Genomic DNA, 14,961 nt, shown 5'->3' on the forward strand with positions numbered 1-14,961 from the left:
GGGCTTGACCTTCCAGTCGGGTCGAAGGTTTACGGTCGGCGGCATGACGACCTACCGCATCTCGCAGCTGGCGGAGCGCTCCGGTGTGCCGGCCACGACGCTGCGTTTCTACGAGGACGCCGGTCTGCTGCCCGCAGACCGCACCCCGGCCGGCTACCGCGTGTACGGGCAGGACGCGGTCGAACGGCTGGCGTTCATCTCCTCGGCCAAGCTGCTGGGGCTGGCCCTGGACGAGATTCGGGAGCTGCTGGACGTGCGCGAGGAAGGCGTGTGCGCGTCGGTGCGGGTCCGGATGCTGCGGCTGGTCGCCGGGCGGATCACGGAGACCGATGGCCGGATCGCCGAGCTGCGGGCCTTCTCGGCCCATCTGGCAGGCGTCCACGCCGAACTGTCCGGACCGGCCCCCGGGGGCGCGTGCGGACCGGACTGCGGCTGCACCACGACCAGCCCGGAGAAACAGGGGCCGGTGATGGTTGAGCTGTCACCCACCCGCTCCGGCTGGGGCGAATCGTGGCGTGACGCCCCGGTCGCGGGCACGCTGGGCGGCACTGAGCTTGGTGAGCGCATCGAGCGGTGGCGGGAGCTGGCCGGCAGGGCCGAGGGGTACGAGGAGATCCCCGACGGCGTTCGACTGGTGTTCCCGGCGGGAGCCGAGCCGGCCGCCGAGGTGGCCGCGGAGGTGGCCGCCCTGGCCGCCGCCGAGCAGGGCTGCTGCGCGTTCTTCGACTTCACCCTGCACCTGACCCCTTCCGCCCTCCAGCTGGATGTGCGGGCACCCGAGAGTGCCGCCGGAATGCTGGCCGACCTGTTCGGAGCGACCGCATGACCACCTCCTCCCCTCGCCCGCCCCGGTGGGGCGCTCTGGGCGCCGGCGCGGCCGCGGTCGCCGCCTGCGCGATGTGCTGCGCGGGACCGCTCCTGGCCTTCCTCGGCGGCATCGGCGTCACTTCGGCGATCGCCTCGCTGTGGTTGCCCGTCCTCGCGGTGCCGGCCGTGGTGGCCGGGATCGTCGCGCTGGTGCTCCGGCGCCGCCGCGAGACGGCGGCCTGCCGGACCGCCTCGACCCGGGCCGACCTCGGCATGCCCGCCATCGGCGCCGCCCCCGAGAAGCCGGGAGCCAGGCAGCGCCCGTGACCTGTCGCCGGGTTGGTCCCGGCGGCCTGTGAGGATGAAGGACCTGCCTCTTGGGCCACGCGACCGGAGGGACGGGGCCAAGGGGCGCATCGGCCTTCTGGGATCATGGCCGATCATGGCTTCTAGGGGATACGGATGGCTTTCGAGATAGACCTGCCGCTCGCTGAGGACACCGAGGCCGCCGGGCTCGCTTCCGGGCTCACCGAACTCGGCAACGAGCGCTTCCTGCGGGCTGTGCTCCGCGACCAGGGGCGTTTCCACCACCGCAGCACCGAGCGCCTCGTCGGCTGGCCCACCGACGTTCCGGAGAGCAGTGAGCCCACCTCCAGCCTCCTGCTGCGCGCCGTCCACCTGTGCTTCACGGCTCACCTGCCGCTGAGCCTCTCGCCCGACCTGCTCTGGTACGCCGTCGTGCACGAGGTGGCCGTCCACGTCCGCCTGAACTCCGGCACATACGCGGGTGTCTTCACCGAGACGCCGGGGCACCGGCAGACCATCGCCGTCCGCGACGACCTTGCCCCGCTGGATTGGGCGCGCTCGATCAACCTCGTCCAACAGCCCCTGCGTGCCCGCATCGGCGACGAGGTGGCCGACCTGTTCCAGCCCGCCTTCTCGACCACCACCCCAACCGAGGCCACGGCCGCCCTGGTGGCGCTGATGGACGTGGTCAGCCCGTACTACCGGTTCCGGTGGAGCTCGCTCTGCGGCATTCCCCGGATCCGGCTGGAGGGCACGGACCGCGACTGGCGTCTGCTGGCGGGCCGGGTGCGGGAGCTGGAGGGATGGTTCGAAGGGCTGCGGCCGTGGTTCGCCGCCCTGCACCCCGTGCTGGACTCGATCAGCGCGACGGCCTCGGGGTGGGGTGTCGACGAGGAGTTCTGGCGTTCGCTCTACAAGTGGGAGTCCGCGTCCGGCGGCGACACGGTCACTGGCTGGATCAACGCCTTCTTCGCCCACCGGTACACCGACGACGGGCCGTCTCCCAAGCAGTCGTTCGGCCCGGGGACCACCGCCGAGGAGGACTTCCCCTCGCACGTCTCCCGCGTCCCCTTCCGCTGGGAGACGCCCACCGGCACGTTCGAGATGGCCTTCCTCGGCGGTGTGCTCGGCACGGAACGCGACGGTGAGTGGATCCGGCCGGCCCTCGGCTACGCCGTGGTGGAACTGCTCCCGGCCACCGAGCCCCACGACGAGCGCCTGCCCGAGCCGTGGACCATGGCCGACGTTCAGCGCGTCACCGGCTGCCCACAGGCCGAGTTTCTCACCACCCTCGGCACCGTCACGCTGCACGGCGAACCCCTCCGAGCCGACTGCGCGATCAACTTGGCGGGGCTCTGCGCGGTGCGGGCCGAAGACGGCGACTGGTGTCTCGGCGACCTTGTGTCCGACACCGGCGATATCCGGTGCTGGGGCAACTACGGCCCGGACCTCGGCCACGCCCTCCGGTCGCTCTAGCGGTTGCCAGCAGTTTCCATGACGGAACCCGTCCGGCCCGATCGTCCCCCGTCGGCCCGCAGCCACAGGGGTCGGTGCGGCGCAGTCCGGGGACCAACCTCCCAGGCCGCGAGGAGGGTACGGCCGGCGATCCGGTCGACGGACGCCGACGGTCAGGAGTCCAGCCGGCGCAGGACGGCGGTCATCGCCCGTTCCACGGCAGCCCGCGACTCCTCGGTGCCACCGAGCGTCTCGAAGCCGTGCCTGCCGTGCGGCACGTCGACGATCTCGACGGGCGCCCCGCACTCGTCGGCGGCATCCAGGAACCGCTCCACCGTCACCGCGAACGAAGGGTGTTCCAGCCCCGCCCGGGTGAGCACGGTCTCCAGCCGCCCCGCACCGCGCACGGCTGCCACAGGACGGAACCGGGCGTCCACGGTCTCCCAGCCGGAGGGCGGGGCGAGCACGGGGTACGTCATGGCCAGGCAGCGCAGCCACGGCGGGGGCGCCGCCAGCCAGTCCGCCGAGAGGAGGCCGCCGGCGGAGAAGAACCACAGCGCGATGCGGTCCGGGTCGACCCGCGGATCCGCACGGACCTGCTCGACGGCCTCCGCGACGTCCTCGGCCGCCTTCGCGTAGTCGGCGAGGGAGTGGAGCCGGTGATCGAGGGTGACGCCGACCGCTCCGAGGCTCGCGGCGTAGCGCCCGTAGCCGAGGTAGAACGACGTGTCCCGTGGGGTGGGCCGCCGGGCGGGGTCGATCGGGCCACCGTGCACGAAGAGGACCGCGGGCCGGGGTCCGTCGGCCGCCGGGAGATGGAGGTCGATGCGGCCGGTGCGCTCGCGGGGTACCTCGGGCGGATCGAGGAGGAACGTTCCGAGGTCTTCGGGACACTCCTCGTCCGGCACGTCGATGTGGTGGCCCTCGCCCGCCGCCGCCCGGAGCAGCACCTCGGCGAGGTCGTCCGGGCAGGACAGCATCGGCCAGTGGCCGGTGGGGAGTTCGAAGAAGGACACGCGCGACCCGGCGAGTTCCCTGAACTGCGGGGGACCGGACCGGACGAGCATCTCGACCATGTCGATGCCGGGCCCGTCGCCGGTGCACAGGACACCGGTGGCGGGCAGCCGGTGCGCCGCGCCCGTGAGCCGGAGCGGCTCGGTGAGCGTACCGGCGGGCTGGGGCCTTGCCAGCCGGTCCAGCCGGGCGAGCGCCGCGGCGGACAGGCCGTCGGTGCTGCCCCACTGCTCCCACGCCCGGCCCCGGGGAGGCGGCACCGGTGCGTCGTCGTGCGCGAGCCGGTTCCGTACCGTCTCGTCGCGGACGAGCAGCACAGCGGGGTCGCCGTTCTGAGGCAGACCGGCGGCGACGTACACGACGCGGGAGACCCGTTCCGGACGCCGGTCGGCGGCGGCGAGGACGGGGTGAATGCCGTAGTCGTGCCCGACCAGGACGACCTGAGGCGCCTCGATCCCGTCGAGGAGCCGCAGCAACTCCCCGGCGTGGGTTTCCAGTCCGGCCCCGGGATCGCCGTCCAGCGTCACCGGCCACGCCTCTTCCCCCGTGGCCCGCAACCGTCCGGCCACCTCGTCCCACAGCCACCCGCCGGTGAAGGGACCTCCCACCAGAACGAACGCCGTCATCCTGCCTCCTCGTACGCCGTACCGCGCGCTTTCGCGCTCGCCGGCAGGCTAAGAACTCCCCCAGGGGGAGCTTCAAGCGGCTCCCGGGTGGCCCGGCCACCCCCGCTGGGGTCTTTCGGTTGGATCAGGCCGGATCAGGGAGCCGGCTCTGGTGACGGGGCCCCTCCCACGTCGTTCAGGCAGTGGAGGAGCGACGCGAGGCGGCGGAGGGCGCCATCGCAACGCCATGGCAACCGACGACAACCCGGCGGTGCGGCACCTCCCGATCGAGCGAAGCCGAGAGCGGGGGAGCGGTGCCAGGGCCCGCGAGCCCGGCATGGTCCGAACAAGAGGACCTAGGCTGGGCGTTCGGCCGTCGAGACACCGTGGGAGGTGCGCGTCGTGCAGCCGGACGGGCTGTGGAGCATCGGAGAACTCGCCGAGCGGGCCGGGGTGACCGTCAAGACCGTGCGGTACTACTCGGACCGCGGGCTGCTGCCGGAGGCCGGCCGCAGCGGGGGCGGGCACCGCCGGTACGGGCCCGGGGCGCTCGACCGCATCCGGGTCATCCGGTCGCTGCGTGCGCTCGACCTGGCCGTGCCCGAGGTCGAGCGGGTACTGGACCAGGACGAGGCGCTGGAGGAGGTGCTCGCGGGACGGCTGCGGAAGGTCGAGGGCGAGCTGGCCGCGCTGCGGTGGCGGGAGGCCTCGTTGCGGCTGCTCGCGGAGTCCGCGGCCGAGGAGCGGGCGGAACGGCTGCGACTGCTCGGAGCGGTGGCGCTGCCTCCCGACACGGGGGCCGTGGTCCGCTTCTGGCGGCGGGTGCTGCCGGTCCGGCTGCCGGCCGGGCTGGCGTCCCGGGTGCTCGACGCGGTGGTGCCACCGCTCCCGCCGGATCCTGCCCCGGAACAGGTCCTCGCCTTCGCCCGGCTGCACGCGCTGGTCTCCGATCCGCAGCTGGACCGCGTCCCGGGACTGCGGCCGGGGCCGCCGCTCGCCGGGGAGTCGTACCGGCCGGCCGTCCTGTACGAGGGGCTGGAGGAGACGTACGGCCTGGCGGGCGCGGAGGCGCGCGGCGGCCGCCCGCCCGAGGGCGGGGGCGCGCTCGACTGCTTCGTGGCCGCCTACGCCGCGGCGCTCGGCGCCGGGGACGGCCCGGCCTTCCGGCGACGGCTCGTGGAACTGCTCGCCCGTGACGACGGGTTCGTGATGGGGCGCTACTGGAAGCTGGCCGCTCCCTTGCTCCCGGCGGACGAGCCGGCCCTCGGCCTGCTGCACTACCGGCTCGTACTCGCACTGCGCGCCGACAGCGCTCCAACTGCCTGAAGCGGGACCGCCCGTCGGTAACCTCACGTCTTCCCGGTCCGCCGATCCGGATCTGCCAGCCGCGCCCGGGCCGGGACGAGGTCCCGTGGATCCAGGCCCGCACGGGCCTTGCGCCAGGCGCTCCGGGCGGCAGCCGCTGTGACGAGGCCGATCGGCGCGGACGTCGTTCGGCCCGTTCGGGTTCTCCTCCGCAAGTCTCTTTCTCTGTACACCGGGAGTCGCAGCAAGACCGCCCTGTAGGGGGATTCGCTCGCCCCGCGAACACGAAATCGTCGTCCTGTCCTGTTAGTTGACCGAAAGGAACGGCACATCGTGCGGATAGGACGCATGGCTCCCTTGCTCGCCGTGGGGGTCACGGCGACTCTCGTCCCCGCCCTCGCCCCGACGCAGGCGTCCGCGGCGGAACCGCTGACGAGATTCGCGAACCAGAAGCCTGCGTGGCACAGATGCGACGCGTCGCTGCCGGCCGCGTTCCAATGCGCGACGATCAAGGTCCCGCTCGACTACAGCCGTCCCGACGCCAAGACGATCAAGCTGGCGATCTCCCGGGTCAAAACCAGCGTTCCGGGCAAGCGGCACGGCGTGCTCCTCTTCAACCCGGGCGGTCCGGGCGGGGAGGGCCTGGACATGCCGGTCATGGCGAAGGACATGCTGCCCAAGAAGGTGCGTGAGCAGTACGACCTCATCGGTTTCGATCCTCGCGGCGTCGGGCGCAGCAGCCCGGTGACGTGTGGCCTCACGAACACGGAGCAGAACTTCGAACGCCCGTACACGGCCGAGAAGTTCAACCGTGACGTCAAGTGGGCCCGGACCGTCGCGGACAAGTGCCGCGCCAAGAACGGCGACAGGCTTCCCTACATCACCACCCGCAACACCGCCCGCGACATGGACGTCATCCGCGCCGTCCTGGGAGAGAAGAAGCTCTCCTACCTGGGCTACTCGTACGGCACGTACCTGGGCGCCGTCTACGCGCAGATGTTCCCCAAGCGGACCGACCGCTTCGTGCTGGACAGCGCGGTCGACCCCGCACGGGTCTGGCGCGGCATGATCCAGGTCTGGGCGGAGGGCACTGAGCCGGCGTTCACCCGTTGGACGAAGTGGACCGCGCAGCGCCACCGCACCTACAAGCTCGGCGACACCCCCGCCAAGGTCAAGAAGACGTTCTGGGACCTGATCGCCCGCGCCGACCGCACTCCCGTCGACGACGGCGGCGAGAAGTTCACCGGCGACGACATCCGCGCCGCCCTGCGCCCCATGTTCTACAGCCCCAAGGACGCGGCGGAGGCGGTCGTCAGTCTCAAGAAGGCCGCCCGCGGCCATGCCGGGCATCCCCTCCGCTCCTCCGCGCCGGCGCGTCCGCAGGCACCGCGCTGGAGCGCGGCCGCCGCACAGCCGCCGGCCGACAACGGCACCGCCGCCTTCTGGAGCGTGGTCTGCGGTGACACCGGGGCCTGGCCGCACGACCCCGAGCAGTATCGGCGGGACGCGATCCGGGACAAGGCCAAGTACCCGATCTACGGCGACTTCGGCTCCAACATCACGCCGTGCGCCTTCTGGGACCAGCCCGCCGAGCCGGTCACCGCGGTGGACAACAACGTCGGCCTGCTCACCGTCCAGAACCAGTGGGACTCCCAGACCCCCCTCGTCAGCGGCCTCGGCATGCACCGCGCCCTGAAGGGTTCACGCCTGGTGTACGTCAAGGGCGGTGAGGGCCACGGCGTTTACGGCGGAGATCCGCGCGCCTGCGCCGACCGCACCGTCAACGCCTACCTGAGCACCGGGAGGCTCCCGGCGCGAGACGTCACCTGCAAGCCGCCGGTCAGCCCGGGCCGGGGCCTGAACCAGCACATCGTCCCGACGCCGCCGCACACACCGGGAGTCCCGCGCTTCTGACGGGCTTTCCCGCCCCCGGCAGTCGGTGTGCACACCGATCGTGTGGCTCGTCCACCGAAACGGAAGACCCCACTGCGAACGCGTGCTGCCCTCGCCCAGGACAACCTGCGCGGGACGGCACGCGTTCGTCGTGGTGAGCCGGGATCGCCCGGTGTCCGAGCTGCCGCGGGACGACATGTCGACGACCAGCCGTGTGCCGCTGACCGCGGCACCGGCCCTCGAGCGGGCGCCGCCCGGGGTGTCGCGGGGTGGTCACGGGCGTCGAGGGCGCCGTGGCCGTCGCTGTCACGCCGGCGTGTCCTGCCCGGCCGGCTGGACGGCGGCCCCCCGCGCGAGCAGCAGGAGTGCGTCGACCAGGTCTTCCGCGGGGCTCCCGGTGGCCAGGCGCCGGAGTTGCAGACCCATCACCACGGCGACCGTGGTGGCCGCCAGGCGCTCCGCGTCCGGGACGCCCAGGGCGGTGAGGATCCGGGTGGCGAGGCGGTCGTAGGCCCTGAACGCCTCCGCCGCCGCCTCCCGCAGCCGCTCGTCGCGCCCGGCGTGGATGTACAGCTCGAACGGGGCGAGGTGCGCGCTGTCCAGGGCCGTGCCGCACGCCACCTGGCCGGCCAGGGATGCGGCGTCCTCCACGCCGATGCCCTCGGTCTGGCACTGGTCGGCCAGCTCGGTGAAGTGCCGTGCCTCCTCGCGCACGAAGTACAGCAGGCTCTCGCGCAGCAGATCGTGCTGGGTCTCGAAGTGGTACGTCACCGAGCCGAGTGACACTCCCGCCTGCCGGGCGATCCGCCGGTTGGTGACCGCCGCGACGCCGTCCTCGCCGATGATCTGAAGGACGGCGGTGATGATGCGCTGGCGCGTCGAGGCGGAGGATGCGGCGTTCGGCATGCCATGCATTGTTCCATCAATCGTCTTCCGCCCCTGACTGCTCCCGGCCCGTCGGCGGCCGATGCGGATGACGCCCGATCAGGCCTTCCGGCCGGTCGCTGGGCATGACCGGGTGCCGGTGGACAGGAGTCCCTGCCGTCTCTATTGTTCGTTCGAACGAACAGAATCGGAGGGTGACCGTGCACATCGCAGGGACAACTGTTCTGCTCACCGGAGTCACGGGCGGCATCGGCGGCGCGGTCGCCGCGGAGATGGCGGCACGCGGCGCGCAACTGATCCTCACCGGGCGGCGGCGCGAGGCACTGGAACCCCTGGCCGACCGCTACGGCGCGCGGACGGTCCTCGCCGATCTCGCCGACGCCGAAGACGTCAGGCGCCTCGCCGAAGAGGCCGCCGGCACCGACATCCTCATCGCCAACGCGGCCCTGCCCTCCAGCGGCGACCTGCTCGACTACACGCCGGCCCAGATCGACCGGGCGCTCGCGGTGAACCTGCGGGCGCCGGCGATGCTCGCGCGGCTGCTCGCGCCGGACATGGTGGCCCGGGGCCGCGGACACATCTGCTTCGTCGGATCGCTGTCGGGCATGGCAGCCACCAAGTCGTCGTCCCTGTACAACGCGACGAAGTTCGGGCTCCGCGGCCTCTCCCTCGCCTTCCGCCAGGACCTGCACGGCACAGGGGTCGGTGTCTCCATCGTCCAGCCCGGCTTCGTCCGCGACCTCGGCATGTTCGCCGACACCGGTTCCCCCACGCCGGGCGGTGTCCGTACGGTCGCACCGCAGCAGGTGGTCAAGGGTGTTGCGCGGGCGATCGAACGCGACGTCGCCGAGATCAACGTCGCCCCGCTCGAACTGCGTTTCCTCACCAAGATCGCCTCCCAGTTCCCGGGGTTCGCCGAGCGGGTCCAGCGGCGCGCGGGCGCGGAGAAGACCATGAACGCCATCGTGGCGGCGCAGCGGACGAGCCGCTGACCCGCCCTCGCACGCACGGCGACGGCGGGCGCCCCGTGCAGGGCCTCCTCGCCCGCCGCCGCTCGACGCCGGTGCCCTCGCAGGGCCACGCGGGGCAGGTCAGATCCGCGGCTCGAGAAGCATGGGGGACGACCGGTCGACGAGGTCCCTCAGCGTGGTCAAGTAGTCGCCGTCACCGCCGAGTTCATCCAGGATGCCGTGGGCACGGGCACGGAACTCGCCGACGGCCTTCTCGAAGCGGCACAGCACCGCGGGCGCGAGCAGCAGATCGGTGAGGTCCGCACGGGCGCGGGCGGAGTGCCTCGCGGCAGCGTGCAGGGCGAGGACGCGCTCCGTCGAGCCGGCTGTGGCCGCCTCCTCCAGGGCGCAGGCGAGCAGGTAGGTCACGATGCCGTTCCGCAGATCCTCGCCGCGGCCGGACAGGATGTCCTCCTGGTCGTTGAAGAGCTGCCACAGGACCCCGAAGACGGTGCCGAACTCGCGCCACAACTCCACGCGCGGCTGCCGGGCGCCCGCCAGTTCGGCGGCCATCGCGGTGACCATGCCGAAGGGAGCGCCGGACTTGCCGAGGTACGCCGTGACCACCGACGCGCATGTGGCGGCCGCGGCCCTTCCTTGCAGGTCCCTCAGTTGTCCCTCGGTCGCGAGGATCCAGCAGCGCACTATCTCGGCGGACAACGTGCCCCGGACCGGCTCCGGGATGCGCTCCGACTGGACGACGAGGAGGGGAAGGGGAGTGCCCGCGACGACGGTGGCGAGCAGCGCCGCGTTCTCGTCCAGGTCGCCGGCCCGGTAGGTGCCCTGCGAATCGGCGAGATCGTCCAGGCAGCAGGCCGAGGTCCACCACAGCTCATGGGCGACGGCCAGGGGGAGCGCCGGTTCGGGGGCTCCCGTCTCGGCGGCATGGACGATCAACGGCAGGACCGATAAGGGGTACTTGAAGGTGCGGTGCCTCAGGAGTTCCGCGACGACCGCGCGGACCGCGGGTGCCGACGGGCCCAGCAGTCCGAGTGCGGCGTCCCTCTCCGCTGCGATCGCCGTGGCCGTCTGCCGATACAGGTCCTCGTACGTCACCGTCGTCACGCAAGCCTCTTCCGTCACTGCCGAGTGCAACGCACCGATTCGATCACTCCCTCCGGGTGAGGAGCCAGATCGAGTTCTCGCCACGACCGGTTCGCTCGGTGCGTCAACTTCCGCAGCAGCGGGCGGGAAGAACGAGGCTCACCGAGGTGACCGGGACGACGAGCCACAATCGGCCGGCTGCCGTGCACGGCCCGTGCCTCTTCTTTGTCACCGCGCGTGGTCCACGGGCCGCCCCCGCGGGATGTGCGGTCCATCTACGCCAACTTCAGCGATCGAGTGCACGCGCCTGTGGGGATGTGGGACGGTTGTGTCTGGCCGGGCTCGTCGCTTTCCCCCGTGGTGACGGGCCCGTCCGCTCGTTCCGCCGGTGATGTGTTCGTACGGCACCCATCAGCGCCGCCGTTCGCCGCCGTTCGCCGCCCTGAACCGCCTGCTGCCCGGCCCCTGCGCCTTGCGGGTGCCGTTGCCCTTGGCTTGCGTCTTGCGGTGCCGTTGCCTTTGGCTTGCGTCATGCGGGTGCCGTTGCCCCTGGCTTGCGCCTACGGGTGCCGTCGCCTCAGCCCTTCGGCAGGTGGGTGCCGACGATCACGCTGAGGTCCGCGGCGAGGCGAAGCTCTGCGGCTCGGAGTTCCGGGTGTTCGAGCCAGTGCAGACGTGACCGGTCGGGTGCGCCGTCGAAGCGGGGCGGCCATGTCGTGGCCGGGGTGAAGTCGTCGATCACCACCGTGCCGCCGGCGGCGAGCAGCCGGGCGGGTTCCGCGGCGCCGTCACCCTTGGCCTGGCCTCCGCCGTCGAGCACGAGCAGGTCGTAGGGCCCGTACTCTTCGATGCGCCGCCAGTCGCCGTGGAGGACCTCGACCTGGCCGCAGTCCCGGAAGACGTCCGCGGCGAGGCGGGCTCGTTCCGCGTCTCGCTCGACACTGAGCAGCCGGGTGTGCGGAGCGGCGCCCGAGGCCAGCCAGGCCAGGCCGACACCGCAGCCTGTCCCGGTCTCGGCGATGCGGTGGGCCGCTCCCGCGGCCAACACCTGAAGCAGACGCCCCTGTTCGGGCCGGCAGGAGAACCCGAAACCGTGCGCGCGCGCTGCCTCGACGGCTCGCTGGACCAACGCGGGCAGTGAGTCCACGTCCTGGTAGGCGTCCGTTCCATGAAGAGACATGTCGAGCAGTATGGCCGCGCGGCCGTCCGGTCGGGCCTGCGGGAGCACACGGCGGTGACGGACACGGCCGGCACGTCGGAGGAGGCGGGCGGCAGGCACCAGGGTCTTTCGTTTGGATCAGCCCGGATTGATCCAAACGAGAGGACCTGGGTGAGAGGGTAGGGGGATCCTCGCGCGACTTCGCGAGCGGACTGAGGCTGAGCGGCCGTCGGATCTAGGGCCCTGCACGTGCTCACCCAGGCCGCGACGCAGGAGTCCAAGGCTTGAGTCGGTCGATCCCGCACTCGGCCGCGTGTCGCTGCCTGTAGGCAGACGTGATCACCGAACCACCGGATCCACTGTCGCGGCAGGCTAGGCCTGGAACGCCCACGCCTCCGGCACGCCCAGGTCCTCGTACAGCCGGTGGCGCTGGTCGGGGCCGAGGGTGCTGGAGACGACGGCCAGGGTGCTGTCCGCCTGTCCCGGTACGGCTTCGACGACGCCGCGGACGATCGCCGCCCGGGACGCGGGCGGCAGCGCGGGCAGCATCCTGTGCAGGTCGGTGAGGGACTCCTCTTCGCTGCGGGAGGCACGGAAGGCGGTGAACACGGCGCTCAGCTCCTTCTCGCTCGCGTACTGCCACAGTGCCGGCATCGCGACCGTCTCCTCCAGGTGGAGGTGTGCGAGATACGCACTGATCACTTCGTTCAGGGCCAGGTAGAGCGCGTGCTGGGCCTCCGGCAGGTTCTCGGCAGAGGTGTTCGGCATCGCCCGTGCCCGCTCGTCGAGCGCGGCGAAGGCCGCGTCGAGGCGGATGTGCTCGGCATCCAGCGCGTCGGCCGCCTCCGGTGCCCGCTCCCGCAGGAGCTGATGGATGAAGGTGTCCTCGTGGTCGGCGTGCTCGCGCAGTTCCTGCGTCATGGCGAGGCACCGATTCGCCTGCTCGGTGGCGGCGCCGCGGCTGGTGATGTCGGAGGCGCCGAGCTCCGTGGCGAGCGTGAACAGTCGCGCGCGCTGTCCCATGTGAACATTCCGGTAGAGGTCGATCCTGGGCATGGCCTGTCCTTGAGGTGGTCGTTCCATTAGGATGACAACATGTTGTCGCTGTAGCAATGTGTTGTCAAGTGGAGAGGTGTGCCATGTCCGATGAGACGGCCCTGCTGATCGCCGATGTGTTCGAGGCCGCGGGGGCCCTGCGTCGCCTGGGTGAGGAAACCGCCGCCGCGGAGGGCCTCACCCAGGCCCGATGGCAGGTGCTGAGCGCCGTGTCCGAGGACCCGCTCACCGTTCCCCAAGCCGCGCGCCGCCTCGGCGTCAGCCGGCAGAACATCCAGCGGGTCGCCAACGACCTCGTGGCCCTCCAGTTCGCGGCCTACGCCGCCAACCCGGACCACCGCGGATCCCCCCTGCTGACGCTGACGCCCCGCGGCGAGGAGTCGCTCGCCCGGGTCACGGCCCGAGCCGAGAACATCCATCGCACCCTCTTCGCGGCCATCCCCGACGAGGAGGTCCGCGCCACCAGGGCATCACTGCGCCGGCTGCTGGCCGAGCTGGACCGCCATGAAGGAACGGCGGGCAAGCGGTAGACACCGCCTCACCGCGGATCGAGTACCAGGAGCTGTTCGCCGTGGCGCCCCGCCGCTATTTGGTTTCCGTCGTCCGCCTGCAGCGGGCTCCCGTGCGGCCCCTTCTCGTACCGGTGAAGCCCGGCTCCGGCGAGGGAAGGGGCCGCAACAGCGTCCGCCGGGAGCGCACGGACGCCGGTGCGGGTGGGGTCAGTTGCCGTCCCGTGCGGTGGCCAGGCCGTTGAACACGCCGACGTAGGCGGTGCCGTCCGGTCCCAGGGTGATCGGTGCCCAGTCGTTGTCGTACCCGATGCCGGTGCCCAGGAGTTGCTTCCATCGGGTCTGCCCCGTGCGGAAGTCCACGGCGGTCAGGTACCAGGCGTCGACGCCCAGGGGGTTGGGGTCCTTCGTGTACAGGTAGACCAGTCCGTTGCCCGTGGACAGCTTGGGCACGACGGAAGGCGACCGTTCGCCGCTCACCCACACGGTGTCGCAGCCGCTGCCGTCGGGACGCACGTCGATCCGGGTGACCCCGCCGGTGACGCTCCGCCCGAAGGTGAGGGAAGTGATGTCCTCGTAGCCGTAGTTGTTCTCGACCACGAGGCTGTTGCCCCAGCTGATCAGGGAGTTGTCCGTCGTGGAGGCACCCGCGCCGAAGACGGGGACCTCGCACACCGGACGCCGGTCGGGCAAGACGTCCGCGCCGCGCCGGTAGACGAGCACGTGCATGCGGTCGTCGGCGTTGTCGGTGATCGCGACGTACCTGCCGCCGGCACCGAAGATGTCCGGAGTGGTGCCCGAGCCCTGGTTGACGGAGCCGGGCTTGGTGCCGCTGCCCCGGTCGTACGTCTGCCGCCACACCACGGCCGGCGTCCCGTCCGCCGCCGCGGTGAACTCGTACAGCGCGTGGTCGGAGACGATCGACACGCCGTCCTCGGCGACGGAGAACGAGTTCTGGATCTCCTCCCCGGCGAGCCGGACGGACCGGACGGCCCCGGTGGCGGGATCCACGGTGCCGACACGGCCCTGACGGGTGACCCACCAGATCCGGCCCTGCCAGTCCGGCATGACGGAGGTCACCGGATCACAGGTCCCGCTGGGGTGCAGGTTGGTCCACGTCACGCAGTCATGGGGAACCCGCGCGGTCAGGTCCCAGTCGTCGGTGAGGGTGAACTCCCAGCCGCCGTCCGGCTTCGGCCGGTGGGCGAGACGAACGATGTGCTGCCGGGAGTCCGCGAGCACCAGACGGTCCTCGTTGTCGAGGTACGAGTACGCGCCGCCGGAGGTGTCCTTGAAGATGCGGGAGAAGTCCAGCCGGGTGATCGCCTCCACCGTGGACGGACGTTGCGGCAGTTCGTACTCGGCGAGGGTCGCGAGCGTGCGCGGGTCGAGCAGCTTGACCAGGAACCCGGTGAACGTGCCGCACACGGTGACGATCCGCCCCGCCCGGTCGAAGGTGACGTTGGCGCATTCCCCGCCCAGCGCCGCCATCCGCTCGCTGCCGACCTGTGGGTGATCGCCGAGCGGACCGGACCACGGGTAGGTGGCGCTGCCCCAGCCGTCGGCATGCATTCCGGAGCGGCCGTTCGGCGCGAGGTACGGGTGCTGCGGCGGCGGGGTGCCCGGCAACGGCTGCGCGGTGGCCGGGGCGCCGGAGAAGGCGTCGACCAAGCGGTGGCCGGGCGCCCTGGGGATGGGGTCGGCGAGTGCGGGGGAAGGCCCGGCAACGGCCGTGCCTGCGGCCAGGGCCAAAGCGAAGGCCAGGGCCCGGCTGAGCGTCCTGCGGGACATGCGGCTCCTCGGGATGCTTTCGATGGTCGCGCCGCCGCGACCATAGGAGCGCCCCGGCGAGGAGTCCATGGAAACCTGAGGATTGTTCATGATCTCGCAATGGGCGGCGGGGCGGCTCCGGG

General features: G+C 71.8%; 13 protein-coding genes. 7 read left to right on the forward strand and 6 right to left on the reverse strand.

What is annotated here, in order from left to right; genetic code table 11:
- Positions 1 to 43: 43 nt before the first annotated feature.
- From JK361_RS07680 to JK361_RS07690, 3 genes are all read left to right on the forward strand, one after another.
- On the forward strand, positions 44 to 826 hold the full coding sequence (locus JK361_RS07680; RefSeq protein WP_201814876.1) for a heavy metal-responsive transcriptional regulator: 783 nt from the start codon (positions 44 to 46) through the stop codon (positions 824 to 826).
- Positions 823 to 1,134, forward strand: coding sequence for a mercuric ion transporter MerT (gene merT / locus JK361_RS07685; RefSeq protein WP_236052531.1), 312 nt, complete (start codon positions 823 to 825; stop codon positions 1,132 to 1,134). The genes JK361_RS07680 and merT overlap by 4 nt, the downstream gene beginning before the upstream one ends.
- A 135-nt stretch (positions 1,135 to 1,269) precedes the next feature.
- Entirely contained in the window at positions 1,270 to 2,589 is a 1,320-nt protein-coding gene (locus tag JK361_RS07690) for a DUF4419 domain-containing protein (RefSeq protein WP_201814877.1), read from the forward strand.
- 152 nt (positions 2,590 to 2,741) lie between these two features.
- Here the strand turns inward: JK361_RS07690 and JK361_RS07695 are convergent, their stop codons facing one another.
- Positions 2,742 to 4,208 (reverse strand): alpha/beta hydrolase, encoded by a 1,467-nt coding sequence (locus JK361_RS07695; protein WP_201814878.1) that lies wholly within the window; start codon positions 4,206 to 4,208, stop codon positions 2,742 to 2,744.
- A 381-nt stretch (positions 4,209 to 4,589) separates the two neighbouring features.
- On the opposite strand from JK361_RS07695, the gene JK361_RS07700 reads away from it, so the two are divergent.
- Together JK361_RS07700 and JK361_RS07705 are read left to right on the forward strand one after the other, a co-directional pair.
- Positions 4,590 to 5,513, forward strand: a complete 924-nt coding sequence (locus tag JK361_RS07700) for a MerR family transcriptional regulator (RefSeq protein ID WP_201814879.1) — start codon at positions 4,590 to 4,592, stop codon at positions 5,511 to 5,513.
- Between the two features lie 327 nt (positions 5,514 to 5,840).
- Positions 5,841 to 7,406, forward strand: coding sequence for an alpha/beta fold hydrolase (locus tag JK361_RS07705; protein WP_201814880.1), 1,566 nt, complete (start codon positions 5,841 to 5,843; stop codon positions 7,404 to 7,406).
- 285 nt (positions 7,407 to 7,691) lie between these two features.
- Here the strand turns inward: JK361_RS07705 and JK361_RS07710 are convergent, their stop codons facing one another.
- Positions 7,692 to 8,291, reverse strand: a complete 600-nt coding sequence (locus tag JK361_RS07710) for a TetR/AcrR family transcriptional regulator (protein WP_201814881.1) — start codon at positions 8,289 to 8,291, stop codon at positions 7,692 to 7,694.
- A gap of 179 nt (positions 8,292 to 8,470) precedes the next feature.
- Here JK361_RS07710 and JK361_RS07715 point away from each other — a divergent pair, with 179 nt between their 5' ends.
- Positions 8,471 to 9,262, forward strand: coding sequence for an SDR family NAD(P)-dependent oxidoreductase (locus tag JK361_RS07715; protein WP_201815037.1), 792 nt, complete (start codon positions 8,471 to 8,473; stop codon positions 9,260 to 9,262).
- Between the two features lie 99 nt (positions 9,263 to 9,361).
- Here JK361_RS07715 and JK361_RS07720 read toward each other — a convergent pair whose 3' ends face one another.
- The 3 genes from JK361_RS07720 to JK361_RS07730 all read right to left on the reverse strand — a co-directional run bounded on the left by JK361_RS07720 (position 9,362) and on the right by JK361_RS07730 (position 12,539).
- Positions 9,362 to 10,345 (reverse strand): polyprenyl synthetase family protein, encoded by a 984-nt coding sequence (locus JK361_RS07720; RefSeq protein ID WP_307787207.1) that lies wholly within the window; start codon positions 10,343 to 10,345, stop codon positions 9,362 to 9,364.
- A gap of 556 nt (positions 10,346 to 10,901) precedes the next feature.
- Positions 10,902 to 11,504, reverse strand: a complete 603-nt coding sequence (locus JK361_RS07725) for an O-methyltransferase (RefSeq protein ID WP_201814882.1) — start codon at positions 11,502 to 11,504, stop codon at positions 10,902 to 10,904.
- Between the two features lie 351 nt (positions 11,505 to 11,855).
- Positions 11,856 to 12,539 carry a hemerythrin domain-containing protein gene (locus JK361_RS07730; protein ID WP_201814883.1) on the reverse strand — a complete coding sequence of 228 codons (684 nt, stop codon included), beginning with the start codon at positions 12,537 to 12,539 and terminating at the stop codon, positions 11,856 to 11,858.
- A gap of 83 nt (positions 12,540 to 12,622) precedes the next feature.
- Here JK361_RS07730 and JK361_RS07735 point away from each other — a divergent pair, with 83 nt between their 5' ends.
- Positions 12,623 to 13,069 carry a MarR family winged helix-turn-helix transcriptional regulator gene (locus JK361_RS07735; RefSeq protein ID WP_201814884.1) on the forward strand — a complete coding sequence of 149 codons (447 nt, stop codon included), beginning with the start codon at positions 12,623 to 12,625 and terminating at the stop codon, positions 13,067 to 13,069.
- Between the two features lie 189 nt (positions 13,070 to 13,258).
- On the opposite strand, the gene JK361_RS07740 is transcribed toward JK361_RS07735, so the two are convergent.
- The gene (locus JK361_RS07740) at positions 13,259 to 14,839 is read right to left on the reverse strand and encodes a hypothetical protein (protein ID WP_201814885.1); all 1,581 of its coding nucleotides are present in this window, start codon (positions 14,837 to 14,839) and stop codon (positions 13,259 to 13,261) included.
- Positions 14,840 to 14,961: the final 122 nt, after the last annotated feature.

The organism is Streptomyces musisoli (genome assembly GCF_016741855.1).
GTDB classification, from domain to species: domain Bacteria; phylum Actinomycetota; class Actinomycetes; order Streptomycetales; family Streptomycetaceae; genus Streptomyces; species Streptomyces musisoli.